This window comes from Blastochloris sulfoviridis, assembly GCF_008630065.1.
In the GTDB taxonomy this organism is placed as follows: domain Bacteria; phylum Pseudomonadota; class Alphaproteobacteria; order Rhizobiales; family Xanthobacteraceae; genus Blastochloris; species Blastochloris sulfoviridis.
In genome coordinates this window covers 67,478-94,215 of record NZ_VWPL01000007.1, presented here as the reverse complement: position 1 = coordinate 94,215, position 26,738 = coordinate 67,478, and the positions used below count along the sequence as shown (strand labels likewise).

Here is a 26,738-nt window from a genome sequence, read left to right as displayed (position 1 = left end):
GTGGCGCATGCGCCGCTGTTCGCCGTCCGGCGCGTCGGTGCCTGTGGGCTTCTCGGCCGCTGGGCCGGTCCGGCCCCAAAAGTGGCGGCGCTGTCGGCCGCCGTTCGTGTGCATCGGAAACATCTGTCCCTCTCTGGGTTTCGATGGCATTTAGATATATCGAAGACACGTCGAAATCAACACCCGTCATGACGAATCTGTCGCCGCGAGGCCCGATCGTTGCGGCTGGCCTCACGGCGCGGCCCGGCGTCCGGCCCCGTCCGGGCGGCCGGCGCCCCTCCGGGCCGCGCGATCAAGCGATCGTGGCTGGGGCCGAGGCTGCGCCTAAGACGCTGGTCGGATGACGATTTTTGAGGTGCGGCGGCGAAGCTCGGGTGTGGCCGGCCGAGGGTCGCGTCCGGGGATTTCTTCCCCGCGTCACGGACGGGAGTCATAATTTGGGGTTATGAACCGCCACCCGTCCCGGACGGGTGCGCCTCGCCAGGGTGCCTCAGGACGTCTCCCGCGCACGGAGACCGGAGCGGAGATCGACCAGCATGCAGACCGCGGTATCGGACCATCGGCAGACCCTGCCGGCGCCGGAGAGCGAGCGGCCGGCCCCCATCCTGCCGGCGGAGGCGGACTGGGACCGCTATTTCCACGCCGGCCTCGCCGCGCTGACCGGCGGCTTTTCGCCGATCCCGCTGCAGACCGCCCTCTACAATTGGGCGGCGCACCTCGCGACCTCGCCGGCGCGGCAGGCCGAGCTGTCGCTGCTGATGGTCCAGGAGTGGACGCGCTTCGCCGGGCTGGCGATGCAGACGGCGATGGCGGGCGGGACGTCCGAGCCCGCGGCGCGCGCGCTGCCGCAGGACCGCCGGTTCCGCCACGACAGCTGGCGGATCGCGCCATACGCCCTCTATGCCGAGGCGTTCCTCGGCATCGAGCGCTGGTGGCGCGAGGCGACCACCGGCGGCCACGGAATTGCCGCCGCCGACCGCGCGCTGCTCGAATTCGTCGCGCGCCAGGCGCTCGACACCGTGGCGCCGTCGAACTTCCCGGCCACCAACCCGGAGATTCTCGAACGGATCATGACCACCGGCGGCCGGTGCCTGGTCGAGGGCGCACTCAATGCCGCCGAGGATTGGACGCGCAAGGCCAGCGGCCAGCGGCCGCGGTCGACCGATGCCTTCGTCGTCGGCAAGACCGTGGCGACGGCGGAAGGGTCCGTGGTGCTGACGACGCCGCTGTGCGAGGTGATCCAGTATCGGCCGCGCACGGCGACCGTGCGCCCGGAGCCGGTGCTGATGATCCCGGCCTGGATCATGAAATACTACATTCTCGATCTGTCGCCCGCCAACTCGCTGGTGAACCACCTGCTTGAGGCCGGCTTCACCGTGTTCATGATCTCGTGGAAGAACCCGACGCCGGAGGACCGCGACGTCGGCTTCGACGACTATCGTCGCCTCGGCCTGCTGCCGGCGCTGCAGGCGGCGCTGGCGATCACCGGCGCCCGCCGCGCGCATGGCGTCGGCTACTGCCTCGGCGGCACGCTCTTGGCGATCGCCGCGGCGGCGATGGCGCGCGACGGCGACGACCGGCTGGCGAGCCTGAGCTTCCTCGCCGCCCAGACCGATTTCGAGGAGGCGGGCGAGCTCAAGCTGTTCGTCAACGAAAGCCAGGTCAGCCTGCTGGAGGACATGATGTGGCGCCAGGGCGTGCTCGCCGCGCCGCAGATGCAGGGCACGTTCAACCTGCTGCGCTCGAACGACCTGATCTGGTCGAAGATCGTCAAGCAGTACTGGATGGGCGATCCCGAGCCGTCCTTCGACATCATGGCGTGGGCGACCGACGCCACCCGCATGCCCTACCGCATGCATTCCGAATATCTGCGCTCGATGTACCTCAACAACGACCTCGCCCGCGGCCATTTCCTGGTCGATGGCAGGCCGGTGGTGGTGCAGGACATCCGCGCCCCGGTGTTCGCGCTCGGCACGGAATGGGACCACGTGGCGCCCTGGCGCTCGGTCTACAAGTTCAACCTGCTGGCCGACAGCGAGGTGACCTTCGTGCTCACCAATGGCGGCCACAATCAGGGCGTCGTCTCGCCGCCCGGGCGGCACGACCGCCACTACCGCATCGCCACGCGCCAGGAGCAGGACCGCTACATCGATCCCGAGGCGTGGGTCCGGCAGGTGCCGCCGCACCCCGGCTCGTGGTGGCCGGCCTGGTTCGAATGGCTGGCGCAGCGCTCGGGTGCGCCGGTCGCGCCCCCGCCGATGGGGAGGCCCGACCTCGGCCTCGCCGAGACCGCGCCGGCACCGGGCAGCTACGTGCTGGGGTAAGAGAGTGTCTTGCCGGTCGGGCCAGACACCGGGTGAGGCGGCAGCCGGCGATTGCCCGTTCCGCGGGCAGCGATGCCGCCCGCTGCGCCAGGCCCGGCGCCGCCTGGGGCTGCCGCCGGCACCGCATGCACGTTTTCGTGATGACAGCCAATGGCGTGGGCGGATGCCTGCCCAGATTTTGATCGCGCTGCCCGTTCTGTCGTCAGATTGGGCAGGCGGCGGTGGGCGTGCCCGATGCGCGCAACCGCGGCGAACGGTTGGCATCGCAGCATGAACAGCGCCTTGCTGCGCCGCGGGGGCGCGCGGCCATGTGGTTGGCCATGTGGCACGGCGGTTGCCCATGGCAGGGCGCAGCCAACCAATAGCCGGAGGCATTGTCATGTCATTCACCAGGCGCAGCATGCTTGGGGCCGTCTCACTGCTCGCATCCCTGTCCCTTGGGGTCGGCGCCGCGCGTGCCGAGGACACCATCAAGGTCGGCATCCTGCATTCGCTGTCCGGCACCATGGCGATCAGCGAGACGACGCTGAAGGACGTCATGCTGATGCTGATCGAGGAGCAGAACAAGAAGGGCGGCCTGCTCGGCAAGAAGATCGAGGCGGTGGTGGTCGACCCCGCCTCGAACTGGCCGCTGTTCGCCGAGAAGGCCCGCGAGCTCATCGCCCAGAACAAGGTTGCGGCCGTGTTCGGCTGCTGGACCTCGGTGAGCCGCAAGTCCGTGCTGCCGGTGTTCAAGGAGCTGAACAGCATCCTGTTCTATCCGGTGCAATATGAGGGCGAGGAGAGCGAGCGCAACGTGTTCTACACCGGCGCCGCGCCGAACCAGCAGGCGATTCCCGCCGTCGATTATCTGATGTCGGAGGAGGGCGGCGGCGTGAAGCGCTGGGTGCTCGCCGGCACGGACTATGTCTATCCGCGCACCACCAACAAGATCCTCGAGGCCTATCTGCTCGCCAAGGGCGTGGCCAAGGAGGACATCATGATCAACTACACGCCGTTCGGCCATTCCGACTGGCAGACGATCGTCGCCGACATCGTCAAGTTCGGCTCGGCCGGCAAGAAGACGGCGGTGGTCTCGACCATCAATGGCGACGCCAACGTGCCCTTCTACAAGGAACTCGCCAACAAGGGCGTGAAGGCCACCGACATTCCTGTGGTGGCGTTCTCGGTCGGCGAGGAGGAGCTTGCCGGCGTCGACACCAAGAACCTGCTCGGCCACCTCGCCGCCTGGAACTATTTCCAGTCGGTCGACACCCCCGAGAACAAGGAGTTCATCGCCAAGTGGCATGAGTTCACCAAGAACCCGAAGCGCGTGACCAACGACCCGATGGAGGCGCACGTCATCGGCTTCAACATGTGGGTCAAGGCGGTCGAGAAGGCCGGCACCACCGACCCCGACAAGGTGATCGACGCGATCATCGGCGTCGAGGTGCCCAACCTCACCGGCGGCACCTCGAAGATGCTGCCCAACCACCACATCACCAAGCCGGTGATGATCGGCGAAATCCGCGAGGACGGCCAGTTCGACGTGGTGTGGCAGACCAAGGATCTCGTGCCGGGCGACGCGTGGTCGGACTTCCTGGATGGCTCCAAGGACCTGGAGGCCGACTGGGTGGAGAAGAAGTGCGGCAACTTCAACACCAAGACCGGCAAGTGCGGCGGCTGAGCGCCACCTGACCCGAACAACGGAGCGGCCGGAAGCTTTGCCGGCTCAAGGCCGCTCCCCTCCCGCCCGGCCGCGGCGCCATGCCGCCGCGGCGACGTCCCTCGCACATCGTTCCGGACCATCACGGTGACCTTCATTTCGGGCAGACAGACTGGCCGCGTTCCGGCCTTGCGGGATTGCGGCAGGCGGGCGCTCGTGCGCGTCTTCGCCGTGCTGGCGCTGTTCGCGGCGCTGGCGCTGCCGGCCGCGGCCGCCTCGCTGCAGGAGACGCTGGCGCGCTTCGCCGCCAACGACTTTTCCGAGACCGCCAAAGCCATCGACGAGATCGCCGAGTCGGGCGCGCCGCAGGCGGCGAGCCTGATCGACGCGCTGCTCAACCGGCGGCTGGCGGTGACGCCGGACGGCGGCGTGTTCTTTACCGACGCTCAGGGCCGCGCCTTCGATGCGCTCACCGGCAGCCCGGTCGCCGCCGTGCCCAAGGGCGCCCAATTGGTGCGCACCAACAACAAGCTGCGCGGGCAGATCGAGAATTCGCTCGGCACGCTGCGGCTGCAGGCGCCCGATCCCGCCAAGCGGCGCGAGGCCGCGGAAATCGTGCTGCGCGCCCGCGACGTCAGCGCGCTGCCCGCGGTGCGCACGGCGCTTTCGCGCGAGCAGGATCCGGTCATCGCCAAGGTGCTGCGCGAGACGGAGGCGGCGCTGGTGCTGTCGCGCCCGGATGCGACGACCGAGCAGAAGACGCTCGCCATCTCCATCCTGCGCGCCCGCTCCGACCAGGACGCCATCGCCGCGCTGCGCGCCGCCACCGCCGGCGCGCCCTTCGCCATCGCCCAGGAGGCGCGGCGCGCCATCGTGGCGATCGAGAAGCGGCTGGAAGTCCAGGCAGCCATGCAGAATGTCTGGTACGGCCTGTCGCTCGGCTCGGTGCTGCTGCTGGCGGCGATCGGCCTTGCCATCACCTTCGGGGTGATGGGCGTCATCAACATGGCGCACGGCGAGATGGTGATGCTGGGCGCCTACACCACCTTCGTGGTGCAGGAGGTGTTCCGAGCCTACGCGCCCGGCGCCTTCGACTTCTCGCTGCTCGTCGCATTGCCCCTGGCCTTCCTGGTCGCGGGCCTCGTCGGCATCGCCATCGAGCGCGGCATCATCCGCTTCCTTTACGGCCGGCCGCTGGAGACGCTGCTCGCCACCTGGGGCGTCAGCCTCATCCTGCAGCAGGCGGTGCGCACCGCCTTCGGCCCCACCAATCGCGAGGTCGGCAATCCCAGCTTCATGTCCGGCGCCTTCGATCTGTGGGGGCTGCAGATCACCTATGGCCGGCTGTGGATCGTGGTGTTCACGCTGGTCGTGTTCGCCGGGCTTCTGCTGCTGCTCAAGGCCACCTCGTTCGGCTTGCGCATGCGTGCGGTCACTCAGAACCGGCGCATGGCCGCCTCGATGGGCATTCCCACCGCGCGCGTCGATGCGCTGACCTTCGGCCTGGGCTCGGGGATTGCCGGCATCGCCGGCGTGGCGCTGTCGCAGATCGACAATGTGTCGCCCAATCTCGGCCAGAGCTACATCATCGACAGCTTCATGGTGGTGGTGTTCGGCGGCGTCGGCAGCCTGTGGGGCACCTTCGTCTCGGCCTTCGCGCTCGGCATCGCCAACAAGCTGATGGAGCCGGTGGCCGGCGCGGTGCTGGCCAAGATCGTGATCCTGGTGCTGCTGATCCTGTTCATCCAGAAGCGGCCGCGCGGCCTGTTCGCGCTCAAGGGACGGGCGGTGGAATCATGATCACCCGCATGATCGTCTCCGCGCTCGGCGACCGCGGCAGCCTCGTCTTCCTCGGCCTGCTGGGGGTGGCGGCGCTGTTCGTGGCGCTGTCCAACCTGCTGCTGCCGCCGGGCTCGGCGCTGCATGTGCCGATCCACATCGTGGCCCTGCTCGGCAAGTATGTCTGCTACGCCACCCTCGCCGTGGCGCTCGATCTGGTGTGGGGCTATTGCGGCATCCTCTCGCTCGGCCACGGCGCGTTCTTCGCGCTCGGCGGCTACGCCATGGGCATGTACCTGATGCGCCAGGTCGGCACCCGCGGCGTCTATGCCGATCCGGTGCTGCCGGACTTCATGGTGTTCCTCAACTGGAAGGAGTTGCCGTGGTTCTGGCACGGCTTCGACAGCTTCCCGTTCTCCATGCTGATGGTGGCGCTGGTGCCGGGCCTGCTCGCCTTCGTGTTCGGCTGGTTCGCCTTCCGCAGCCGCGTCACCGGCGTCTATCTGTCGATCATCACCCAGGCGATGACCTACGCCTTGATGCTCGCCTTCTTCCGCAATGACATGGGCTTCGGCGGCAACAACGGCCTGACCGACTTCAAGGACATCGTCGGCTTCAACGTCCAGGCGCAGCCGACGCGCATCGCGCTGTTCCTGATCAGCGTGGCCGTGCTGGCGCTCACCTACGCGGTGGCGCGCGTGCTCGTCACCTCCACCTTTGGCAAGGTGCTGGTCGCCATTCGCGACGCCGAGAGCCGGGCGCGCTTTCTCGGCTACCGGGTGGAGAGCTACAAGCTCGTGGTGTTCGTGGTCTCGGCCTGCATGGCGGGCGTCGCCGGCGCGCTCTACGTGCCGCAGGTCGGCATCATCAATCCCGGCGAGTTCGCGCCGGCCAATTCCATCGAGGCGGTGATCTGGGTCGCGGTCGGCGGCCGCGGCACGCTGACCGGGGCAGCGCTCGGCGCCGTGGTCGTCAATGCGATGAAGACCACCTTCACCTCGGGTCTGCTCGCGCCCTATTGGCTGTTCATGCTCGGCGGCCTGTTCGTGCTGGTCACGCTGGCGCTGCCCAAGGGCATCGTCGGCACGCTGCAGGGCTGGTTCGCAAAACGCGGGGAGGCCAAGCGGGTGGAGACGAGCGAGCCGAGCCCGCCGCCCGAGGCGCCCGCGGCCGGCAAGGCGGAGAGCGCATCATGACCGACGCCCTGCTTGACGATGCCGCCCAGAAGGAGGCGGCGGCCAGGAAGGCCAGCGCCAAGGGCAGCGTGCTCTATCTCGACGGCGTCAGCGTGTCGTTCGACGGCTTTCGCGCGCTCAACGAGCTGTCGCTGGTGCTGGCGCCCGGCGAGATGCGCGCCATTATCGGCCCCAACGGGGCGGGCAAGACGACGATGATGGACGTCATCACCGGCAAGACCCGCCCCGACGAGGGCGAGGTGCTGTTCGACGGCACCCACGACCTGACCATGCTCGACGAGGCCGAGATCGCCAATCTCGGCATCGGCCGCAAGTTCCAGAAACCGACGGTGTTCGAGTTCCACACCGTGGCCGACAACATCCGCCTCGCGCTCAAGGGGCCGCGCACCACCCGTTCGGCGCTGTTCGGCGCCCGCAACCGCATCCCCGATGACGCCATCGACGAGGTGCTGAGCCGCGTGCGCCTGATCGAGCACCGCGCCCGGCCGGCCGGCGACCTCAGCCACGGCCAGAAGCAGTGGCTGGAGATCGGCATGCTGCTGGCGCAGGATCCCAAGCTGCTGCTGGTCGACGAGCCGGTCGCCGGCATGACCGACGCCGAGACCGAGGACACCGCCGAGCTGCTGCGCGAGATCGCGACCCGGCATTCGGTCGTCGTCGTCGAGCACGACATGTCGTTCGTGCGCGCGCTCGGCGTCAAGGTCACCTGCCTGCACGAGGGATCGGTGCTGGCGGAAGGCCGGATCGACGTGGTCTCGGCCGATGAGCGCGTCATCGAAGTCTATCTCGGCCGCTAGAGCATTCTCCGCAAAAGTGGGAACCGGTTTTGCGAAAGAGAATGCGATAAATCACAAACTTAGAGCATCCGATCTGGCGCAGTCAGATTGGATGCTCTAACGGGGAGCCGCATGCTGAGTGTCGAGGACATCGATCTGCACTATGGCGCGGCCCAGGCGCTGCGCGGCGTCTCGCTGATCGCCGAGCCGGGACAAGTGACCTGCGTGCTGGGCCGCAACGGCGTCGGCAAGACCAGCCTGTTGCGCGCCATCGTCGGCCAGCACCCCATCTCGCGCGGCCGCATCAAATGGAACGGCGAGGAGATCCAGCGCCTCTCCGCCCAGCAGCGCGCCAAGGCCGGCATCGCCCTGGTGCCGCAGGGCCGCGAGATCTTCCCGCTGCTCACGGTGAAGGAGAATCTGGAGACCGGATTTGCCGTGCTGCCGCGCCGCGAGCGCGAGATTCCCGGCGAGGTGTTCGATCTGTTTCCGGTGCTCGACGGCATGCTGCGCCGGCGCGGCGGCGACCTCTCGGGCGGCCAGCAGCAGCAGCTCGCCATCGCCCGCGCCATGGTGATGCGGCCCAAGCTCCTGGTGCTCGACGAGCCGACCGAGGGCATCCAGCCCTCGATCATCAAGGACATCGGCCGCGCCATCGCCTATCTGCGCTCGAAGGGCGATATGGCCATCGTGCTGGTCGAGCAGTATTTCGAGTTCGCGCGCGACCTCGCCGACCGCTTCGCGGTGCTGGACCGCGGTCAGGTCGTGCTGTCGGGAACCCGTGCCGGGATGGTGGAGGAGGATGTCCGCCGCAAGCTCGCCATCTGAGTCCTCGCCGCAGGCGCTGCAGACGCTGCGCGTCAAGGGCGGCGTGCGGGCGGCGTTCCGTGCGGCCTCGCGCGGCACCTTCGCCGCCAGCGTGCACGAGGCGGACGGCTGGCGCGTGCGCTTCCCCGATACCGGCCCCGGCGCGGACTGCGAGGCGGTGATCCTCAACACCGGCGGCGGCATCGCCGGCGGCGACGAGGTGCGGCTCGACTTCGACCTCGGCCCCGGCGCGCGGGTGACGGCGACCAGCGCCGCGGGCGAGCGCGTCTACCGGGCGCTCGATGTCCCCGCCCGCATCGCCACCGCGCTCAGCCTCGCCCCCGGCAGCGCTTTGGCCTGGCTGCCGCGCGAGACCATCCTGTCCTCGGGCGCGCGACTGGCGCGCCGCATCGAGGTCGAGATGGCGGAGAGCGCCAGCCTGAGCCTGCTCGACATCCTGGTGCTCGGCCGGCACGGCTCGGGCGAGCGCATGCAGGCCGGCATGCTCGACGATCTGTGGGCGATCCGCCGCGACGGCCGCCTCGTCCACGCCGAAGCGCTGCGCCTCGACGGCGCGATCGCCGACGCCCTGGCGCGGCCGGCCATCGCCGGGGGCGCGCACGTGATCGGCACGCTGCTTCACGTCGCGCCCGAAGCCGAGGCTTGTCTGGAGCGCGTGCGGCGTGAGATCGTGGGCCTCGGCGACATCGAGATCGCGGCCAGCGCCTGGGAGGGCAAGCTGGTGCTGCGCGCCCTGGCCGGCTGCGGCGGGCGGATGCGCGCGGCGATGCAGGTGGCGCTCAGTGCCCTGCGCGGCACGCCGATGCCGCGCGCCTGGATGATGTGATAGGAGCATTTTCCGCAATAGCGGATACCGGTTTTGCGACAGAAAATGCGACAACCAGGAAGCCTGGAGCGTCCGATCCGATGCAATCAGATCGGATAACGCTCCAGGAGCCGCCGCGAGACGGAGGAGGAAGCCATGAACCTCACACCACGCGAGAAGGACAAGCTGCTCGTCGCCATGGCGGCGATGGTGGCGCGGCGGCGGCTGGAGCGCGGCGTCAAGCTCAACCACCCCGAGGCGGTGGCGCTGATCACCGATTTCGTCGTGGAGGGCGCGCGCGACGGCCGCCCGGTTCGCGACCTGATGGAGCAGGGCGCGCAGGTGCTGACGCGCGATCAGGTGATGCCCGGCATTGCCGAGATGATCCACGACGTGCAGGTCGAGGCGACGTTCCCGGACGGCACCAAGCTCGTCACCGTCCACAACCCGATCCGCTGACGGAGGCCGTCATGATTCCCGGCGAAGTGTTCACCCTGGGCGGCGAGATCGGGCTCAATGCCGGCCGCGAGACCCGCACCATCGAGGTCACCAACACCGGCGACCGGCCGATCCAGGTCGGCAGCCACTATCATTTCTTCGAGACCAACCCGGCGCTCGCCTTCGACCGCGCGGCGGCGCGCGGCTTCCGGCTCGACATTCCGGCCGGCACCGCGGTGCGCTTCGAGCCGGGCCAGTCGCGCACCGTGCAACTCGTCGCACTGTCGGGCGCGCGCACCGTGTTCGGCTTCCGTCAGGCGGTGATGGGCAAGCTGGACAACTGAGGCGGGGGACGACAGATGCCTTATCGGATTTCACGCGCCGCCTATGCCGGCATGTTCGGCCCCACCATCGGCGACAAGGTGCGGCTCGCCGACACCGACCTGATCATCGAGATCGAGCGCGATCTGACCACCTATGGCGAGGAGGTGAAGTTCGGCGGCGGCAAGGTGATCCGCGACGGCATGGGCCAGTCGCAGGCCTCGCGCGCCGATGGCGCCGTCGATACCGTGATCACCAATGCCGTCATCGTCGATGCCGTCACCGGCATCATCAAGGCCGATGTCGGCCTCAGGGACGGCTTGATCGCGCGCATCGGCAAGGCCGGCAATCCCGACATCCAGCCCAACGTCGATATCGTCATCGGGCCGGGCACCGAGATCATTGCCGGCGAGGGCAAGATCCTCACCGCCGGCGGCTTCGACACCCACATCCATTTCATCTGCCCGCAGCAGATCGAGGAGGCGCTGAATGCCGGCCTGACCTCGATGCTGGGCGGCGGCACCGGCCCCGCCCACGGCACCTTCGCCACCACCTGCACGCCCGGCCCGTGGCATATCGAGATGATGCTGCGCGCCGCCGAGGCGTTTCCGATGAATCTCGGCTTTGCCGGCAAAGGAAATGCCGCGCTGCCGGCGGCGCTGGCCGAGATGGTGGAGGCGGGTGCGGCGGCGCTCAAGCTGCACGAGGACTGGGGCACCACGCCGGCCGCCATCGACAATTGCCTCGCGGTCGCCGACGCCTATGACGTGCAGGTGATGCTGCACTCCGACACGCTGAACGAATCCGGCTTCGTCGAGGACACCATCGCCGCCTTCAAGGGCCGCACCATCCACGCCTTCCACACCGAGGGGGCGGGCGGCGGCCACGCGCCGGACATCATGAAGGTGGCGGGGCTGGCCAATGTGCTGCCGTCCTCCACCAATCCGACGCGGCCGTTCACCGTCAACACCATCGACGAGCATCTCGACATGCTGATGGTGTGCCACCATCTGTCGCCGCGCATCCCGGAGGATCTGGCGTTCGCCGAGAGCCGCATCCGCCGCGAGACCATCGCGGCGGAGGACATCCTGCACGACATCGGCGCGCTGTCGATGATGTCGTCGGACAGCCAGGCGATGGGCCGCATCGGCGAGGTGATCATCCGCACCTGGCAGACCGCGCACAAAATGAAAGTGCAGCGTGGGCCGCTGCCGCAGGACAACGGCAACGACAATTATCGCGTGCGGCGCTACATCGCCAAATACACCATCAATCCGGCGATCGCGCATGGCGTCTCCAAGCACATCGGCTCCGTCGAGGCCGGCAAGCTCGCCGATCTCGTGCTGTGGTCGCCGGCCTTCTTCGGCGTCAAGCCCGATCTGGTGATCAAGGGCGGGATGATCGCGGCCGCGCCCATGGGCGATCCCAACGCCTCGATCCCGACGCCGCAGCCGGTGCATTACCGGCCGATGTTCGGCGCCTTCGGCAAGGCGGTGGAGGCGACGTCGCTCACCTTTGTCAGCAAGGCGGCGCTCGATGGCGGGCTGAAGCAACGGCTGGGGCTCGCCAAGCGCCTCGTCGCGGTCGAGAACGTGCGTGGCGGCATCTCGAAAAAGTCGATGGTGCTGAACGACGCCACGCCCAACATCGAGATCGACCCCGAGACCTATGAGGTGCGCGCCGACGGCGAACTGCTGGTCTGCCAGCCGGCGGCCGAGCTGCCGATGGCGCAACGGTATTTCCTGTTCTGATGCGAAATCCGATTGATCGCCTCGGAACAGCCGCTGACCGGGAGCCGCGCTCTTTCCCTCTCCCCTTGCGGGAGAGGGTGCCGAGCGATCTTTAGATCGCGAGGCGGGTGAGGGGTGAATCTTCAAACACGCGTCCGCACCGACCCCTCACCCGGCTCAACCTCGCTGACGCTCGGTCTCGCCACCCTCTCCCGCAAGGGGCGAGGGAAGAAGAGGCCGAAGCGATCGGCCGGAAACCGATAGGGATATTTCCATGCTGCGCGCCGCAACCGTGATCCGCCATGACCAACGCGCCGGGCGCGCCTGCGCCGACACCGTCACGCTCGACCGCGAGGCGCGGTTCCGGCGGCGGATCGCCATGACCAGCGATGGCGGCGTGGCGTTCCTGCTCGACCTCGATGCGGCGACCTATCTGGCGCAGGGCGACGCGCTGCAACTCGACGACGGCCGGCTGATCGAGGTCCGCGCCGCGGCCGAGGAACTGATGGAAATCGCGGCCCCCGATGCGCGCACGCTGGCGCGCATCGCCTGGCACATCGGCAACCGCCACACCCCGGCCGAGATCACTGGTGACGCCGTCTATATCCAGCCCGATCACGTGCTGGCCGAGATGGCGGCGGGCCTCGGCTATTCCGTGCGGCGCGTGACGCGGCCGTTCGAGCCCGAAGGCGGCGCCTATGGCAGCAAGGGCGCCCTGGTGTCCGGCCATCATCACGGCACTGACCAGGATCATCGCCATGATCATGGTCACGACCATGGCCACGATCACGCGCACGGCCATCATGAGCATGGCCACCACGCACATGGTGGCGTGCCCCCTGGTACGCACCGCGACCATGGCTGACGCCGGCGGACCGGCGATCGCCGTGCCGATCGAGCTGATGGTGTGGCTGTCGCCGGCCTTTCCGGTCGGCGCCTTCGCCTACAGCCACGGGCTCGAACAGGCGGTCGCGCGCGGCTGGCTCGCCACGCGTGCCGATCTCGAAATCTGGCTCTCCGACCTCATCGCCATGGGCTCGCTGCGGACCGACCTGATCCTGCTCGCCGCGGCGTGGCGGGCGGCAGCCGCAGGCAATGACGCCGACCTGCGCCACGCCAATGACTGGGCCTGCGCGCTGCAGCCCTCGGCCGAGCGGCACCTCGAAACCGTGACGCAGGGCGGCAGCTTCGTTGCCGCCATTCGCGCGGCGTGGCCGGCGCCGGGGCTCGACGCCCTGCCGGCGATGGCCGAGCGCGGCATCGCCTATCCCGTGGCGGTTGGCGCAGTGGCGGCGCGGCACGCCGTGCCGCTGGAGGGCACGGCGCTGGCCTATGGGGTGGCCTTCGTCGCCAATCTCGCCTCCGCCGCGATCCGCCTGAACATCATCGGCCAGACCGACGGCCAGCGCCTCATCACCGCGCTCTTGCCGCGCCTGCGCGATCAGGCGCAGCGCGTTCCCCACGTCACGCTTGGCGATCTCGGCAGCGCGACGCTGCGCGCCGACCTCGCCTCGCTCAGCCACGAAACCCAGTATTCGAGGATCTTCCGGTCATGAACAGTCCCCACGGTCCGTTGCGAGTCGGCATCGGCGGCCCGGTCGGCTCCGGAAAAACCACGCTCGTTGCCGCGCTCTGCGTCGCCTTTCGCGCGCGCTTCGAGATCTGCGTCATCACCAACGACATCTACACCAGGGAGGACGCCGAGATCCTGATGCGCATGCAGGCGCTGTCGTCCGACCGCATCCTGGGCGTGGAGACCGGCGGCTGCCCGCACACCGCGATCCGCGAGGACTGCTCGATCAACCTCGCGGCGATCGACACCATGCGCCGCCGCTTTCCCAGGCTCGACCTGATCCTGATCGAATCGGGCGGCGATAACCTCGCCGCCACCTTCTCGCCCGAGCTCGCCGACCTCACCCTCTATGTCATCGACGTGGCGCAGGGCGAGAAGATCCCGCGAAAAGGCGGCCCCGGCATCACCCGCTCCGACCTGTTGGTGATCAACAAGACCGATCTTGCGCCTTATGTCGGCGCCAGCCTCGAGGTGATGGAGCAGGACACGAAGCGCATGCGCGCCGACAAGCCGTTTGCGTTCGTTAGCCTGGCGAACAAACAGGGCGTCGACGACATCGTGCGCTTCATCGCCCAGGCCGGCGGGCTGGATTGACACCAACGGCGGCGACAGCCGGCCGTCGGTTCCGCTGGCCGGATACGGTTCTCCCGCTTGATCGGCCGGAAACCGTATCGCAGGGTTTCGAGGGCACGAGGACACGAGCACATGCGGCGCGAGGCAGCACAATGGTGAACCCCATCTTCGGCGAGGCCGGCACCACCATCTTCGAGGCGATGTCGCGCCTTGCCGCCGAGACCGGCGCGGTCAATCTCGGCCAGGGCTTTCCCGAGGGCCTGGAGCCGCCGGAGGTGGTGGAGGCGGCAAGCCGCGCGCTGCGCGAGGGGCCGCACCAATACCCCTCGATGATGGGCCTGCCGGCGCTGCGCCAGGCGGTGGCGGCGAGCTCCAAGCGCTGGCTCGGCCTCGACGTCGATTGGGAGCGCGAGGTGCTGGTCACCTCCGGTGCCACCGAGGCGCTGGCCGATGCGTTCTTCGCGCTGCTCAATGCCGGCGACGAGGTGATCGTGTTCGAGCCGGCCTATGATTCCTACATGCCGATCATCCGCCGCGCCGGTGCGGTGCCGGTGCCGATCCGCCTCGCCCCGCCGGACTGGCGCCTGCCGCGCGCGGAGATCGCCGCCGCCATCACCCCGCGCACCCGCGCCCTCGTCATCAACACGCCGATGAACCCGATCGGCAAGGTGTTTTCGGCCGAGGAGCTGCGCCTGCTGGCCGACCTGATGCTGGCGCACGACCTCGTGGCGATCTCCGACGAGGTCTACGAGCACCTGGTGTTCGACGGCCGCCGGCACCAGACGCTGTTCGCCTTGCCTGAGGTGCGCGACCGGGTGGTGCGCATCGGCTCAGCCGGCAAGACGTTCTCGGTCACCGGCTGGAAGGTCGGCTACGTGAGCGCGGATGCCAAGCTCCTGACGCCGATCGCCCGTGCCCACCAGTACGTGACCTTCACCACCCCGCCGGCGCTGCAGGCGGCGGTGGCCTTCGGCCTCAATCTGCCCGACGCCTATTTCGACGGGCTGCGCGCCGACCTCGCCCGGCGGCGCGACCAGCTCGGCACCGGGCTCAGTGCGGCCGGCTTCGAGATGGCCGAGGTGGCGGGCACCTATTTCGCGGTGGCGCCGATCGAGGGTCTCGATGCGGATGGCGACGATCTCGCCTTCTGCCGCCGCCTCGCCATCGAGGCCGGGGTGGCGGCGGTGCCGCTGTCGTCCTTCTACGGGGCGCGGGACGTGCGCAGCCACATCCGCTTCTGCTTCGCCAAGACCGAGGCGACGCTGGCGGAGGCGATGCGCCGCCTCGCCCGCTGGCGCGAGACGGCGGGGCTGCGGCCGGCGTCGTAGGAGACGTGTTCTCCCCCTCGCCGGCTCACCAGCTCCCGGTGTTGGGCATCGATGCCCAGGGTTCGGCCGGCGCCAGCGGCGTGCCCTTCTGCAGGAACTCGACCGAGATGCCGTCCGGCGTGCGGACGAAGGCCATGTGGCCGTCGCGCGGTGGGCGGTTGATGGGGACGCCGGCCGCCATCAGCCGGGCGCAGACGGCGTAGATGTCGGCGACCTGGAAGGCGAGATGGCCGAAGTTGCGGCCGCCCCGATAGTCCTCCGGATCCCAGTTCCAGGTCAGCTCGACCTCGGGCGCGCGGTGGGCGAGGGCGGCTTCAAAGTCCTCGTCGGCCGCGAGATAGATCAGCGTGAAGCGCCCCTTCTCGCTCTCCATCCGCCGCGTCTCGCGCAGGCCGATGAGCTCGAAGAAGCGGATGGTCGCTTCCGGATCGCTGACCCGGATCATCGTGTGCAGAAAGCGTGTCATGTGCGCACCTATTCGGCGTGGATCGCCCTGGGCGACGTTCTACCCGCTCCAGCCCGATAGGCTCAAATCGGTGTCGATCGGCGGCGGCGGGCCGGCGGATGAAGCCGGGTTTGGCCGGTCGAGACCCTGGATCATCGGGCGACGGACAAGGCACGGATTGAGCCGCGCGCCGGAGCGCAAACGCGCGCCCGGCCGGTGCCCGTGGCCAGCCGCTTTTCAATTGTCAGCAGTGCGCGACCGCGATATTGCCAGCGTGCGCGGCGGCACTGTTCGCGGCGCGCCGACTGGGGACTGGATGTCAGAGCTTGTGTGACAGGGCTCTCTGAATCTCAGAGAGCCGCGTGAAGTCAAAGCCGCCGGGTGCAGCGCACCCGGGGTGTTTTTTCACGTCTGTCATACAAGAATCCCATGAACATCTCACGCAATGAACAACGTGCGCTGCACGTTCTGGCCCTTGGCGGCCGCATTCTTCACGAGCGTGGCGACGGCCCCAAGATCACGTCCGTCATGTGCGTCACGCGCGAGGCGATGATCCTTGCCGACTTCGACCTGACCGTCTTCAACCGGCTGCGGCAGAAGCGGCTGATCGAATCCCGCTCGGGCGGCCCATACCGGATTTCGCGACGCGGCCGCACGTTCGTGCGCGCCCAACTCGACAATCAGGGGGCCTGACATGCTGATCCGCAACGAAACGGCCGGTGACATCCCGGCGATCGGCCGGCTTGTCACCGAAGCTCTGCTGATGCTCGCGCAATCCACCGGAACCGAGGCGGGCATCGTCGCGAGGCTGCGGGCGGAGGGCGCGCTCGCCCTGTCGCTGGTGGCCGAGGACGCGGGCGGTGTGGTCGGCTATCTCGCCGCCTCGGCGGCGCGGGTCGGGACGCAGGAGGGCTGGGGTCTGATCGGCCCGCTGGTCGTCTTGCCGTCAAGGCATCGCCGGGGCATCGGCACGGCGCTGATGGCGGAAGCCCTTTGCCGGCTGCGGCGGACCAGCCGCGGCGCGGCGCTGGAGCATTTTCCGCACAAGTGGATACCGGTTGTGCGAAAGACCCGAAGGGCCGCGTCAGCGAAAATGCGACAAACCAGAAACTTAGAGCGTCCGATCTGATGCAGTCAGATCGGATCACGCTCTGGTGGGCGACCCCGCTTATTATGGCCGGTTCGGCTTTCGCGCATTCCCTGGGCTGGGCGTGACCGGCTGTCCCCCCGAGGTGGTTCAGGCCCTGCCCTTCGACGGCACCGGGCCGCGCGGCGAACTGATTCACCACCCGGCCTTCGGCCTGCACCAGCCGGCGTGATGCTGTCTCCGGCCGGGAGACCGGAGAGCCGCATTCCGATCGCCGAAAATCCCGGTGTCGCGTGTTTCTTGCGGAACCGGGATTTTCGGCGAGATCGTTTCCGACATCCCGACAGGATCGAGCGGAAACCGAATTATCGCGCCTGCCTGTCCGGCTCTTGCCGCTCCCTGGTCACTCCGCGCCGGCGGCGGTCGGCAGCACGGTCGCGACGATCGAGGCGTCGAGCGCCTCAAAGGCGGCAAGGCCGATCAAATCGTAGAGCTCGGCGCGGGTCTGCATCTCGCCTTGCATTGCCTTGGTGCTGCCGTCGCGGGCGAGCGCGGCATAGAGCTTCTCCTGCGCTCTGTTGGCCACCCGCAGCGAGGACACCGGCCAGATCACCATGCGATATCCCATCGCCTCGAATTCGGCGGCGGTGAAGGTCGGCGTGCGGCCGAATTCGGTCATGTTGGCGAGCAGCGGCACGCCGGGCAGGCGCTCGGCGAAGGTGCGGAACATCTCCGCATCGGTGAGCGCCTCCGGAAAGATGGCGTCGGCGCCGGCCTCGACATAGAGCTTGGCGCGTGCCACCGCGCCGTCGAGCCCTTCGGTTGCAGCGGCGTCGGTGCGGGCGATGAGATAGAGGTGGCGGCGCGCGGTTGCGGCCGCGGCGACCTTGGCGGCCATGTCGTGGGCACTGGCCAGCTTCTTGCCGTTGAGGTGGCCGCACTTCTTGGGCAGGATCTGGTCCTCGATGTGCAGGGCGCCGGCGCCCGCCTCCTCGAACACCCGCACCGTGTGCATCACATTGAGCGCTTCGCCATAGCCGGTATCGGCGTCCACCAGCACCGGCAGTCCGCTGGCGCGCACAAGCTGGCGGATGAAGACCGCCACCTCGTCGACGGTGATGATGCCGAGGTCCGGCAGGCCCATGGACGCGGTCATCGCCGCGCCGGAGAGATAAAGCGCCTCAAAGCCGGCGGCCTGCGCCTGCAACGCCGCCATGCCGTTGTGGGCGCCGGGCAGGCGCAGGATGCTAGCGCGCTCGACGAGGGCGCGAAAGCGCACCCCCGCCGGCTCGCTCGGATGATCGGATGCAATCAGATAGGGCACGGCGACCTCATGCGGCGCGAATGGAAGACACGGAACGCCCGCGCCCTTCCAGCGGGACGAAGGGCCGGCACTCGGGACCGATGTAATTGGCCGAGGGGCGGATGATCTTGTTGTCGATGCGCTGCTCGATGATGTGGGCGCTCCAGCCGGAGGTGCGCCCGATCACGAACAGCGGCGTGAACAGCGCCGTCGGCACGCCCAGCATGTGGTAGGACACCGCGCTGAACCAGTCGAGATTGGGAAACATGGCCTTGGTCTCGTGCATCACCGTCTCGATGCGCTCGGCGATTTGGAACATGCGCAAGGAGTCGGCCTCGACGCAGAGATGGCGCGCCACCTCCTTGATGATGCGGCTCCGCGGATCGGAGATCGTATAGACCGGGTGGCCGAAGCCGATCACCACCTCCTTGGCCGCGACGCGGCGACGGATGTCCGCCTCCGCCTCGTCGGCATCGACATAGCGCTTCTGGATCTCGAACGCCGCCTCGTTGGCGCCGCCGTGCTTGGGGCCGCGCAGCGCGCCGATGGCGCCGGAGATGGCCGAGTAGAAGTCGGCGCCGGTGCCGGCGATCGAGCGGGCGGTGAAGGTCGAGGCGTTGAACTCGTGCTCGGCATAGAGGATCAGCGAGGTGTGCATCGCCCGGATGTGCGACGCCGAAGGCGGCCGGCCGTGCAGCAGGTGCAGGAAGTGCGCGGCGATGCTGTCGTCGTCGGTCTCCACCTCGATGCGCCGGCCGTTCTGGGCGAAGTGGTACCAGTAAAGCAGCATCGAGCTGAGCGAGGCCAGGAGACGGTCGGCGATGTCGCGCGCGCCGGGGAGGTTGTGGTCCTCCGGCTCCGGCAGCACGCAGCCGAGCGCCGAGACACCGGAGCGCATCACGTCCATCGGGTTGGCGCTGGCGGGCAGTTCTTCGAGAATGCGCCGCGCCGCGGCGGGCAGGCCGCGCAGGCGCTGCAGCTTGGCCTTGTACAGCGCGAGCTCGGCGGCGGTCGGCAGGGTGCCGTGCACCAGGAGGAAGGCGATCTCCTCGAACGTGCAGATCTCGGCGATGTCGAGAATATCGTAGCCGCGATAATGCAGGTCGTTGCCGCTGCGGCCGACGCTGCACAGCGCCGTGTTGCCGGCGATGATGCCGGACAGCGCGACCGACTTCTTGGGCGGCCGGCCCTGCCCTTGCGTGGCGGGCGCGGGGTCGGTTGAGACAGACTGCGTCATGACGGTCCTCCTCACGCGGAGACGACGGAGAGCGGGGCGGCGGCCGGCGCGACGTCATCGGCGCGCCAGTCGAAGATGCCGGTCGTCTCGCCGGCGGCGAGCAGCGTCGGATCGGCCGCGACAGTGAGGCCGGGCATGTCATCGGGCTTCAGCGCCGGCAGCCGCTCGACCGTGGCCAGGAAGCGGTCCTGCTCGCTTTGCGTGACGATGCCTTCGGCGAGGGTGCGGAACTTGGCGATGTAGTGGGCGCGCTCGAACGGCCGGGCGCCGAGCGGGTGGGCGTCGGCGACGGCGATCTGGTCCTCGATCACCCGCCCGTCATTGAGCGTCACCACCACGCGGCCGCCGAACGCCTTCTCCCTCGGGTCGTGGCTGTGATAGCGCCGCGTCCATTCGGAGTCCTCGACGGTCGAGATCTTGTGCCACAGCGCCACCGTCGAGGGGCGCGCCGCGCGCTCGGGCGTGTAGGATTTGACGTGGTGCCAGCCGCCATCCTCCAGCGCCACCGCGAAGATGTACATGATCGAGTGGTCGAGCGTTTCGCGGCTCGCCGTGGGGTCCATCTTCTGCGGGTCGCCGGCGCCGGTGCCGATCACGTAATGGGTGTGGTGGCTGGTGTGGATGACGATGCTCTTGACGCGGGCGAGATCGCCGATCCGCGGCCCCATGCGGCGGGCGAGGTCGATCAGCGCCTGGCTCTGGTACTCGGCCGAGTGCTCCTTGGTGTAGGTTTCCAGGATCGCGCGCTTGGGCTCGTCCTGTTCGGGCAGGCGCACCAGATAGGATACCTGCGGCCCGCCCAGCATCCAGGCGATGAAGCCGTCCTCGCCCTCCCAGGCCGGGGAGGGCGCGCCTTCGCCGCGCATCACCCGGTCGACCGCCTCCACCGCCATCTTGCCGGCGAAGGCGGGGGCGTAAGCCTTCCAGCTTGAAATCTCGCCCTTGCGTGACTGGCGGGTGGTAGTGGTGACGTGCAGCGCCTGCTGCACCGCCTGATAGACGGTCTCGGTGGCAAGCCCGAGTGCCGCGCCGATGCCGGCCGCGGCCGAGGGCCCGAGATGGGCGATGTGGTCGATCTTGTGCTCGTGCAGGCAGATGCCTTTCACCAGGTCGACCTGGATCTGGTAGGCGGCCGCCAGGCCGCGCACCAGTGCCGCGCCGTCGAGCCCGCAGTGCTGCGCCACCGCCAGCACCGGCGGGATGTTGTCGCCGGGATGCGAATAGTCGGCGGCAAGAAAGGTGTCGTGGAAATCGAGCTCGCGCACCGCCACGCCATTGGCCCACGCCGCCCATTCCGGCGAGACGCGCCGGTGCGCCGAGAGGCCGAACACGGTCGCGCCCGGGCGGAACGGATGAGCCTTGGCCTGGAGCCGGGCGTTGACCACCGGCCGGCGGTTCAGCGAGGCGGCGGCCACCGCGGCATTGTCGATGATGCGGTTGCCGATCATCAAGGCGACGTCGGGGTCGACCGGCACCGGGTCGGTCGCCACCTCGGCGATCTTCCAGGCGAACTGCTCGGTGCGCGGCAGCTTGTCGGCGGATTTGTGGGTGCGGACGCAATGGAGCTTCACGGTCGATTGTCCTTCAGTGAAAGCGGGCTTCGGCGCGCCGCCGACGGACGTCGTCGTTGCAGATGGCGCTTGCCCTGGCCGGTCGTCTCGCAATATTCACAATCGGAGCTGGTTGGGTAACTCCTGAATTGGCAAATAAATTCGCTGAACCGGGCGAAGGATTGCGAGGTTTGCGAAAGGGTGGGGCGATGAAGAAGGCGTTCGTCGGCGGGCGGCTGAAGCGGCTCAGGGAAGCGCGCGGCCTCACCCAGATCGCGCTGGCGCAGGCGCTCGGGCTGTCGGCGAGCTACGTCAATCAGCTGGAGAAGAACCAGCGTCCGCTCACCGTGCCGGTGCTGCTCAAGGTCAACGCCGTGTTCGGCGTCGACGTGCAGCTGTTTTCGGAGAACGAGGAGGCGCGCCTGGTCGCGGATCTCCGCGAGGTGTTCGCCGATCCGGCTAATGGCGAGACGGTGAGCCTGAGCGAGGTGAAGCAGCTCGCCGCCGACATGCCGGCGCTCGGCCGCGCGGTGGCGGCGCTGCATCGGCGCTACCGCACGGCGCTGGAGCGCGCCGATGCCATGGCCAACGAACTCGGGCTGGGCTCAGGGGGCGTTGCCACGCTCACCGCGCCGATGCCCTATGAGCAGGTGCGCGATTTTTTCTACGCCCACCACAATCATTTCGCGGCGCTGGACACCGCGGCGGAGCGGTTGGCCGACGCGTTGCGACCACTGGCACCGACGCTGGCGGTGGGCCTTGTGCACTATCTCGACCAGCGGCACGGCGTGCGGGTCAGCATCGGCCACTCGGACGATGCCACGCAGCGCCGGTTCGACCCGGTCGCCCGGCTGCTGACGGTCTCCGCCCGTCTCGACGATGGCCAGCGAGCATTTCAACTCGCCACGCAGCTCGCCTTCCTCGAAATGGACGAGGCGATCGAGCAGCTCGCCATGGAGGCCGCGCGTGGCTCGGCCGAGACCCACGCGCTCGCCCGCATCGGCCTTGCCAATTATTTCGCGGCGGCGCTGCTGATGCCGTACGCCGCGTTTCTCGGCGCGGCCGAGGCGCTGCGCTACGACATCGATCTGTTGGGCCGGCGGTTCGGCGTCGGCTTCGAGACGGTGTGCCACCGCCTGAGCTCGCTGCAGCGGCCGGGCGCGATGGGCGTGCCGTTCTTCTTCGTCCGGGTCGACCGCGCCGGCAACATCTCCAAGCGCCAGTCGGCGACCGACTTCCACTTCTCCCGCTCCGGCGGCACCTGCCCGCTGTGGAACGTCTACGAGGCGTTCGCGCAGCCGGGCCGCATCGTCACGCAGGTGGCGCGCATGCCGGACGAGCGCACCTATCTGTGGATCGCCCGCACCGTGCACGGTGCGCTCGGCGGCTATGGCGAGCCGGGCAAGACCTTCGCCATCGGGCTCGGCTGCGACATCCGCCACGCCGGCCGGCTGGTCTACTCAAAAGGGCTCGACCTCGACGATCCCGCGGCGGCGACGCCGATCGGCGCCGGCTGCAAGGTGTGCGATCGCCCTGCCTGCCCGCAGCGCGCCTTTCCGCTGATCGGACGGGCGCTGTCGGTGGATGAGACCCGCAGCGCGTTTTCGCCCTACGCCGCGCGGTGATGAGCGGTAGCGACATGGCTTATCTGCCGGACAACTCGGGAGCAAGCGACGCAACCTATGCGGCAATCGGCGGCCGATGGCGGAGAGGGAGGGATTCGAACCCTCGATAGAGTTTCCCCTATACACGCGTTCCAGGCGTGCGCCTTAAACCACTCGGCCACCTCTCCACGGACCCAGTCGATCGCGGCGCACGCGTTCCCTGTCAAGAACGCGCAGGGCTTTGCCCTGCGCTGTGCGCCTTAAACCACTCGGCCACCTCTCCACGGGCCCAGTCGATCGAGGCGCACGCTCTCTCTTTCAAGAGACCCGCGGGGCGAGCCCGCGTCACGCGCCGCCATCGGCTGGCGACCTGTCATCGCTCGTTTAGGATGGCCGGCCCGCCCTTTCAAGAGAAAGCGTCAGCACGAGCCACCGCTGCCCCCAGCCGAAAGGGCGGAGCGGGCGTTGCCGCCGCGCAATAGCACTTATGCCAACGGCCCCAAACGCTGACGCGTGGGGCCGTTGACTCTCACGGATTTTCTCATCCGAAATCAGAGATTTCGCGAAAATCCGCGACCCGAACCAACGGTCCGCGTTCGCGGCCGTTGGCATTACGCCCCGCGCGTGAACACGTAGAGGCGGCCGCATTCGGCAATGCCGAATCGCGGGCCGGTGAAGCCGCGCCGGATCAGCGCCCGCCGCAGGAACATCATCGAGCCGGCGTGGCTCACCACCAGCGTGTCGTCGGGCGCCTCCGTCAGCCGGTCGGCCACCCGCTCGATCTCGGTGAGGAAGGTGCGCTTCACGTCGCGCTGCGAGGAATGGGAGGTCATCCAGGCCAGCCGCAGCAGCATGCGCCAGCCGGCGAAGGGCAGGCGCAGGTCGCCGGTGCGGAACGGGTTGAGCTTCGGCTCGCACAGCTGCGGCAGGGTCTCGATGTCGCCCTGATAAAGCGCGCGCGCGGTGGTCAGCGCCCGCGGCGCAGTCGACGCGATGCAGCGCGGCCACGGCAGCGGCCCGAGATCGACCGGCTTGTGGCGCACGCCGGCGGCGTCATAGTCCTCGATCCAGCGGGCGATATCGGCGACCGACACCCAGCCGGCCGGCGGGCCGTGCGCCACCTCGAAATGGCGGACGAGGCCAAGACGCAGTGGCGCGCGCGCGGGGCGCGGCGCGCCGCCGGACCGGGGGCGGGCGTCCGGCCGCTCCGGCGCCTCCACGCTGGCGACATCCGGCTGACGATGACTCAGCGTCATGCTGCTCGCCATGGGTTCGCTCCTTCGTGCCCCGGCGAGGAGCCGCCGGTCGCGCGACGCGTTCTAACACACTTAAGACCGGGCTTGAGAGACCGGGCTTGACGGCGGTCGGCGCCGGCCGCCGTCCATTCTGTAACCGTTGATGTCCGGCGCGACAATGATGCAATCCCTGGCGGCAGGCCCGCCGCACCGGCGTCGGTTCAGCTTCCGCCGATCAGGATGCCGGCGGCCAGCACCAGCGCACCGCCCAGCACCACCTGGAAAGCGGCCCTCAGGAAGGGCGTTTCGAGATAGCGGTTCTGGATCCAGGCGATCGCCCACAGTTCGCAGAACACTACCGCAACCGCGATCGCTGTCGCCGTCCAGAAATGCGGGATCAGGTAGGGCAGCGCGTGGCCGAGCCCGCCCACCGTGGTCATGATGCCCGAGGCCAGCCCGCGCTTGACCGGCGAGCCGCGGCCCGAGATCACCCCGTCGTCGTGCGCGGCCTCGGTGAAGCCCATCGAGATGCCGGCGCCGACCGAGGCGGCAAGCCCGACCAGGAAGGTGGTCCAGGTATCCTGGGTGGCGAAGGCGGTGGCAAAGATCGGCGCCAGGGTCGAGACCGAGCCGTCCATCAGCCCGGCGAGACCGGGCTGCACGTAGGTCAGGATGAACTGGCGGTGGGCCTTGGCGTCCTCCTCGCTTTTTGCGTCCGGCGTCAGCCGCGTGGTCTGCAGCGCCTCCGCCTTGGCCTCGTGCTTGCGCTCGGCGGCGGCGAGGTCGCCCAGCAGCTTGCGGGTGCCGGGGTCGGTGGAGGCGGCGGCGGCGCGGGTGTAGAAGTCGGCCGCCTCGTCCTCCATCCGCGCCGCCTCGTCGCGGATGCGGTCGAGCCCGAGATTCTCCACCAGCCACACTGGCCGGCGGTAATAATAGCCGGCCACATGTTCGCGGCGGATCAGCGGGATGACCTTGCCGAAGCGCGCCTCATAGGCGTCGATCAGCATGCGGCGATGCAGGTTCTCCTCCGCCGCCATGGCGTCGAACAGCTCGGCGGTGGCGGGATAGTCGGCGCGCAGCCGCTCGGCGTAGGAGGCGTAGATGCGGGCGTCGTCCTCCTCGGAGGAGATCGCCAGCGCCAGCACCTCGGCTTCGGTGAGATCGGAAAACCGGCGGCGGCTGGCCAGGGCGGGGATCATCGGCAACCTCTTTAGAATGAATCTAATGTAACTTACCCTTCGCGACGTCGGACGGCAATGACGCTTCACCGCCGTCGTGGGGGTCGCGGCCGGCGAAGGAGAGGGATGCAAGGCCAAGTCGAAGCGTAAGCCATGTCGCACGGCGACGAAATCACCGGCGGGCGCGAAGTTTCCGATGGGCCATGCGGTTTCCGCAAGGCAGGGGCGCCCGCCGTCGCGCAGGTGGCGGGTCAGGATCCCCGAAGTCGCTCGGCGAACAGCGCCATGGTCTTGCGGTAGATCACCGCGCGGTTCCATTCGCGCATCACCTCGAAATTCGCGGTGCCCTCGCCGAACGGCGCGCCGGCCTGCCAGCCATTGACGCGCAGCAGATTGGCGGTGGAGGCCAGCACGTCGGGCACGCTGTGGCGCAAGTCGACATGGCCGTTGCCGTCATAGTCGACGCCATAGCGGATGTAGGAGGACGGCAGGAACTGGGTCTGGCCGAGCTCGCCGGCATAGGCGCCGATCATGTCGCGGAGCGGCAGGTCGCCGCGCTGGACGATCTGCAGCGCCGCCAGCAGCTCGCGCTGGAACAGCTCGGTGCGCCGGCAGTCGTGGGCCAGCGTCGCCAGCGTGCGCACCACCGGCCTGTTGCCCATGTCGCCGGTGCCGAAATCGCTCTCCAGCCCCCAGATGGCGACCAGAAGCTCGCGCGGCACGCCGAAGCGCTGCTCGATGCGACCGAGCAAGGCGGCGTGGCGGGCGAGCATGCGCCGGCCGGTGGCGATGCGGCCCTTGGTGACGCGGGTCGCCGCGTACTGCTCGAAGCTCTTGCGGAAGGTGCCGCGCTGGCGGCGGTCGAACGCCAGCACCGCGCCATCCTGGGTAACGCCGGCAAAGGCGGCATCGACCACCCCGCGCGACACGCCCCGGGCCTGCGCCTCCCGCCCCATGGCGGCAAGGAAGGCATTGAAATCCCCGCCGCATTGGGCGGCAAAGGCGGGGGTAAGGGTGAGGACGCAAAGGAGTGTGGCGAGCGCGCGAGCAACCATGCTGTGTCCGTTCTCGGCCGTCTGCGGCAGGCCGGCCGATCTCTGTCGCTTTTACACGAGGTCCAGCGTCGCCAGCCGCAGATCGAGCGCCGGGGCGAATGACATCGCCAGCGTCTCGTCCGGCCCGACCGTGAGCTGCTCGCGATAGCCGTCGATGCCGGCGTGGCGGCGGATATGGGTGATCAGGCTTTTCGCCTCGATCACCCAGACCTCGCGCACCCCGGCGGCGCCATAGATGCGGGTCTTGCGATCGAGGTCGTAGGCCAGACTGCTGTCGGCGACCTCCACCGCCAGCAGCGCGGTGGCGGGCGACAGCGCCGCCAGCCCGTCGGCCCGGCGGAAGAACACGAAATCCGGCTCGACGAAGGTGTCCTGGTTCAGTCGGAAGGTGGTTTCCTGGGCCAGCACGATGTCGTCCGGCAGCCGGCGGTTCCAGAAGCGCGCGAGGCTGATCTTCAGCGTCTCATGCAAGATGCCCTTGGGCGACATTGGCACGATCTCCCCGCCGATCAGCTCGAAGCGCTCGTCCTCCGCGAGGACCCCGGCCTCGACCATCGCCTCGATCTCGGCCACGCTCCAGCGCCGCCGCATCAGGCCCTCGGCGGCCTGGGTGGTGAGGGGGAGATCGGGCGTGCGCAGGTGCGTGTTCATGCGTGCAAGGCTACCACACCCTCGGGGCGGCTCAACGCACGAGTGCGCGCCGCGATTGGGGGCGAACGGCGATGCCC

At 68.8% G+C, this 26,738-nt stretch carries 26 protein-coding genes and 1 tRNA gene; 18 read left to right on the top strand and 9 right to left on the bottom strand.

What is annotated here, in order from left to right:
- Positions 1–536: 536 nt before the first annotated feature.
- From F1193_RS05775 to F1193_RS05710, 14 genes are all read left to right on the top strand, one after another.
- Positions 537–2,324: a PHA/PHB synthase family protein gene (locus F1193_RS05775; RefSeq protein WP_150096729.1), complete on the top strand. Its 1,788-nt coding sequence runs from the start codon at positions 537–539 to the stop codon at positions 2,322–2,324.
- A gap of 379 nt (positions 2,325–2,703) precedes the next feature.
- Positions 2,704–3,990: an urea ABC transporter substrate-binding protein gene (gene urtA / locus F1193_RS05770; protein ID WP_150096728.1), complete on the top strand. Its 1,287-nt coding sequence runs from the start codon at positions 2,704–2,706 to the stop codon at positions 3,988–3,990.
- Between the two features lie 195 nt (positions 3,991–4,185).
- Positions 4,186–5,769 carry an urea ABC transporter permease subunit UrtB gene (gene urtB / locus F1193_RS05765; protein WP_150096727.1) on the top strand — a complete coding sequence of 528 codons (1,584 nt, stop codon included), beginning with the start codon at positions 4,186–4,188 and terminating at the stop codon, positions 5,767–5,769.
- Positions 5,766–6,944, top strand: a complete 1,179-nt coding sequence (gene urtC / locus F1193_RS05760; RefSeq protein ID WP_150096726.1) for an urea ABC transporter permease subunit UrtC — start codon at positions 5,766–5,768, stop codon at positions 6,942–6,944. Before urtB ends, urtC begins: the two co-directional genes overlap by 4 nt.
- A complete protein-coding gene (gene urtD / locus F1193_RS05755; protein ID WP_126401477.1) occupies positions 6,941–7,741 on the top strand; it encodes an urea ABC transporter ATP-binding protein UrtD in 801 nt (266 codons plus the stop codon). The genes urtC and urtD overlap by 4 nt, the downstream gene beginning before the upstream one ends.
- 111 nt (positions 7,742–7,852) lie before the next feature.
- On the top strand, positions 7,853–8,548 hold the full coding sequence (gene urtE, locus F1193_RS05750) for an urea ABC transporter ATP-binding subunit UrtE (protein ID WP_150096725.1): 696 nt from the start codon (positions 7,853–7,855) through the stop codon (positions 8,546–8,548).
- Positions 8,523–9,374, top strand: coding sequence for an urease accessory protein UreD (locus tag F1193_RS05745; protein WP_150096724.1), 852 nt, complete (start codon positions 8,523–8,525; stop codon positions 9,372–9,374). The genes urtE and F1193_RS05745 overlap by 26 nt, the downstream gene beginning before the upstream one ends.
- Before the next feature lie 135 nt (positions 9,375–9,509).
- Positions 9,510–9,812 carry an urease subunit gamma gene (locus F1193_RS05740; protein ID WP_150096723.1) on the top strand — a complete coding sequence of 101 codons (303 nt, stop codon included), beginning with the start codon at positions 9,510–9,512 and terminating at the stop codon, positions 9,810–9,812.
- A gap of 11 nt (positions 9,813–9,823) precedes the next feature.
- The gene (locus F1193_RS05735) at positions 9,824–10,135 is read left to right on the top strand and encodes an urease subunit beta (protein WP_150096722.1); all 312 of its coding nucleotides are present in this window, start codon (positions 9,824–9,826) and stop codon (positions 10,133–10,135) included.
- A gap of 15 nt (positions 10,136–10,150) precedes the next feature.
- Entirely contained in the window at positions 10,151–11,863 is a 1,713-nt protein-coding gene (gene ureC / locus F1193_RS05730; protein ID WP_150096721.1) for an urease subunit alpha, read from the top strand.
- A 253-nt stretch (positions 11,864–12,116) separates the two neighbouring features.
- Positions 12,117–12,707, top strand: coding sequence for an urease accessory protein UreE (locus F1193_RS05725; RefSeq protein ID WP_150096720.1), 591 nt, complete (start codon positions 12,117–12,119; stop codon positions 12,705–12,707).
- The gene (locus F1193_RS05720) at positions 12,601–13,398 is read left to right on the top strand and encodes an urease accessory protein UreF (protein ID WP_246164158.1); all 798 of its coding nucleotides are present in this window, start codon (positions 12,601–12,603) and stop codon (positions 13,396–13,398) included. Before F1193_RS05725 ends, F1193_RS05720 begins: the two co-directional genes overlap by 107 nt.
- On the top strand, positions 13,395–14,009 hold the full coding sequence (gene ureG, locus F1193_RS05715; protein ID WP_150096718.1) for an urease accessory protein UreG: 615 nt from the start codon (positions 13,395–13,397) through the stop codon (positions 14,007–14,009). Before F1193_RS05720 ends, ureG begins: the two co-directional genes overlap by 4 nt.
- 131 nt (positions 14,010–14,140) lie before the next feature.
- A complete protein-coding gene (locus F1193_RS05710) occupies positions 14,141–15,316 on the top strand; it encodes an aminotransferase (RefSeq protein WP_150096717.1) in 1,176 nt (391 codons plus the stop codon).
- Positions 15,317–15,341: 25 nt separating this feature from the next.
- On the opposite strand, the gene F1193_RS05705 is transcribed toward F1193_RS05710, so the two are convergent.
- Complete coding sequence (locus tag F1193_RS05705; protein WP_150096716.1) at positions 15,342–15,782, bottom strand: VOC family protein; 441 nt, start codon at positions 15,780–15,782, stop codon at positions 15,342–15,344.
- A gap of 360 nt (positions 15,783–16,142) precedes the next feature.
- Between F1193_RS05705 and F1193_RS05700 the strand changes: the two genes are divergently transcribed.
- Genes F1193_RS05700 through F1193_RS05690 form a run of 3 tightly spaced genes read left to right on the top strand, consistent with a single transcriptional unit; the run spans position 16,143 to position 17,080 of the window.
- Positions 16,143–16,454: a YjhX family toxin gene (locus tag F1193_RS05700; RefSeq protein WP_425457209.1), complete on the top strand. Its 312-nt coding sequence runs from the start codon at positions 16,143–16,145 to the stop codon at positions 16,452–16,454.
- A 1-nt stretch (position 16,455) separates the two neighbouring features.
- The gene (locus F1193_RS05695; protein WP_150096715.1) at positions 16,456–16,890 is read left to right on the top strand and encodes a GNAT family N-acetyltransferase; all 435 of its coding nucleotides are present in this window, start codon (positions 16,456–16,458) and stop codon (positions 16,888–16,890) included.
- A 25-nt stretch (positions 16,891–16,915) separates the two neighbouring features.
- On the top strand, positions 16,916–17,080 hold the full coding sequence (locus F1193_RS05690; protein ID WP_246164156.1) for a hypothetical protein: 165 nt from the start codon (positions 16,916–16,918) through the stop codon (positions 17,078–17,080).
- A gap of 171 nt (positions 17,081–17,251) precedes the next feature.
- Here the strand turns inward: F1193_RS05690 and prpB are convergent, their stop codons facing one another.
- Genes prpB through F1193_RS05675 form a run of 3 tightly spaced genes read right to left on the bottom strand, consistent with a single transcriptional unit; the run spans position 17,252 to position 20,959 of the window.
- Entirely contained in the window at positions 17,252–18,172 is a 921-nt protein-coding gene (gene prpB, locus F1193_RS05685) for a methylisocitrate lyase (protein ID WP_150096714.1), read from the bottom strand.
- Positions 18,173–18,179: 7 nt separating this feature from the next.
- The gene (gene prpC, locus F1193_RS05680) at positions 18,180–19,388 is read right to left on the bottom strand and encodes a bifunctional 2-methylcitrate synthase/citrate synthase (RefSeq protein ID WP_150096713.1); all 1,209 of its coding nucleotides are present in this window, start codon (positions 19,386–19,388) and stop codon (positions 18,180–18,182) included.
- Between the two features lie 11 nt (positions 19,389–19,399).
- Positions 19,400–20,959 carry an MmgE/PrpD family protein gene (locus F1193_RS05675; protein ID WP_150096712.1) on the bottom strand — a complete coding sequence of 520 codons (1,560 nt, stop codon included), beginning with the start codon at positions 20,957–20,959 and terminating at the stop codon, positions 19,400–19,402.
- A 188-nt stretch (positions 20,960–21,147) separates the two neighbouring features.
- Between F1193_RS05675 and F1193_RS05670 the strand changes: the two genes are divergently transcribed.
- Entirely contained in the window at positions 21,148–22,563 is a 1,416-nt protein-coding gene (locus F1193_RS05670) for a short-chain fatty acyl-CoA regulator family protein (RefSeq protein ID WP_150096711.1), read from the top strand.
- A 77-nt stretch (positions 22,564–22,640) separates the two neighbouring features.
- Here the strand turns inward: F1193_RS05670 and F1193_RS05665 are convergent.
- The 5 genes from F1193_RS05665 to F1193_RS05645 form a co-directional block, all read right to left on the bottom strand.
- A tRNA-Ser gene (locus tag F1193_RS05665) sits at positions 22,641–22,730 on the bottom strand.
- A 423-nt stretch (positions 22,731–23,153) separates the two neighbouring features.
- Positions 23,154–23,810 (bottom strand): phosphoglycerate mutase, encoded by a 657-nt coding sequence (locus F1193_RS05660; protein WP_150096710.1) that lies wholly within the window; start codon positions 23,808–23,810, stop codon positions 23,154–23,156.
- Positions 23,811–23,998: 188 nt separating this feature from the next.
- Positions 23,999–24,976 (bottom strand): iron exporter MbfA, encoded by a 978-nt coding sequence (gene mbfA, locus F1193_RS05655; protein ID WP_150096709.1) that lies wholly within the window; start codon positions 24,974–24,976, stop codon positions 23,999–24,001.
- Between the two features lie 230 nt (positions 24,977–25,206).
- Positions 25,207–26,010, bottom strand: a complete 804-nt coding sequence (locus tag F1193_RS05650; protein WP_150096708.1) for a lytic murein transglycosylase — start codon at positions 26,008–26,010, stop codon at positions 25,207–25,209.
- Positions 26,011–26,061: 51 nt separating this feature from the next.
- Positions 26,062–26,661: a Uma2 family endonuclease gene (locus F1193_RS05645; protein ID WP_170263406.1), complete on the bottom strand. Its 600-nt coding sequence runs from the start codon at positions 26,659–26,661 to the stop codon at positions 26,062–26,064.
- Between the last annotated feature and the right edge of the window lie 77 nt (positions 26,662–26,738).

Excerpts from the sequence above, each read along its gene's own strand:
- F1193_RS05745 (WP_150096724.1), top strand. The coding sequence starts at position 8,523 with ATGTCCGCCGCAAGCTCGCCATCTGAGTCCTCGCCGCAGGCGCTGCAG.
- mbfA (WP_150096709.1), bottom strand. The coding sequence starts at position 24,976 with ATGATCCCCGCCCTGGCCAGCCGCCGCCGGTTTTCCGATCTCACCGAA.
- prpC (WP_150096713.1), bottom strand. The coding sequence starts at position 19,388 with ATGACGCAGTCTGTCTCAACCGACCCCGCGCCCGCCACGCAAGGGCAG.
- urtE (WP_150096725.1), top strand. The coding sequence starts at position 7,853 with ATGCTGAGTGTCGAGGACATCGATCTGCACTATGGCGCGGCCCAGGCG.
- F1193_RS05735 (WP_150096722.1), top strand. The coding sequence starts at position 9,824 with ATGATTCCCGGCGAAGTGTTCACCCTGGGCGGCGAGATCGGGCTCAAT.
- F1193_RS05645 (WP_170263406.1), bottom strand. The coding sequence starts at position 26,661 with ATGAACACGCACCTGCGCACGCCCGATCTCCCCCTCACCACCCAGGCC.
- F1193_RS05650 (WP_150096708.1), bottom strand. The coding sequence starts at position 26,010 with ATGGTTGCTCGCGCGCTCGCCACACTCCTTTGCGTCCTCACCCTTACC.
- urtA (WP_150096728.1), top strand. The coding sequence starts at position 2,704 with ATGTCATTCACCAGGCGCAGCATGCTTGGGGCCGTCTCACTGCTCGCA.
- F1193_RS05670 (WP_150096711.1), top strand. The coding sequence starts at position 21,148 with ATGAAGAAGGCGTTCGTCGGCGGGCGGCTGAAGCGGCTCAGGGAAGCG.
- F1193_RS05720 (WP_246164158.1), top strand. The coding sequence starts at position 12,601 with ATGATCATGGTCACGACCATGGCCACGATCACGCGCACGGCCATCATG.
- urtD (WP_126401477.1), top strand. The coding sequence starts at position 6,941 with ATGACCGACGCCCTGCTTGACGATGCCGCCCAGAAGGAGGCGGCGGCC.
- F1193_RS05710 (WP_150096717.1), top strand. The coding sequence starts at position 14,141 with ATGGTGAACCCCATCTTCGGCGAGGCCGGCACCACCATCTTCGAGGCG.
- ureC (WP_150096721.1), top strand. The coding sequence starts at position 10,151 with ATGCCTTATCGGATTTCACGCGCCGCCTATGCCGGCATGTTCGGCCCC.
- F1193_RS05695 (WP_150096715.1), top strand. The coding sequence starts at position 16,456 with ATGCTGATCCGCAACGAAACGGCCGGTGACATCCCGGCGATCGGCCGG.
- F1193_RS05660 (WP_150096710.1), bottom strand. The coding sequence starts at position 23,810 with ATGGCGAGCAGCATGACGCTGAGTCATCGTCAGCCGGATGTCGCCAGC.
- F1193_RS05725 (WP_150096720.1), top strand. The coding sequence starts at position 12,117 with ATGCTGCGCGCCGCAACCGTGATCCGCCATGACCAACGCGCCGGGCGC.
- urtC (WP_150096726.1), top strand. The coding sequence starts at position 5,766 with ATGATCACCCGCATGATCGTCTCCGCGCTCGGCGACCGCGGCAGCCTC.
- F1193_RS05705 (WP_150096716.1), bottom strand. The coding sequence starts at position 15,782 with ATGACACGCTTTCTGCACACGATGATCCGGGTCAGCGATCCGGAAGCG.
- F1193_RS05775 (WP_150096729.1), top strand. The coding sequence starts at position 537 with ATGCAGACCGCGGTATCGGACCATCGGCAGACCCTGCCGGCGCCGGAG.
- F1193_RS05740 (WP_150096723.1), top strand. The coding sequence starts at position 9,510 with ATGAACCTCACACCACGCGAGAAGGACAAGCTGCTCGTCGCCATGGCG.
- ureG (WP_150096718.1), top strand. The coding sequence starts at position 13,395 with ATGAACAGTCCCCACGGTCCGTTGCGAGTCGGCATCGGCGGCCCGGTC.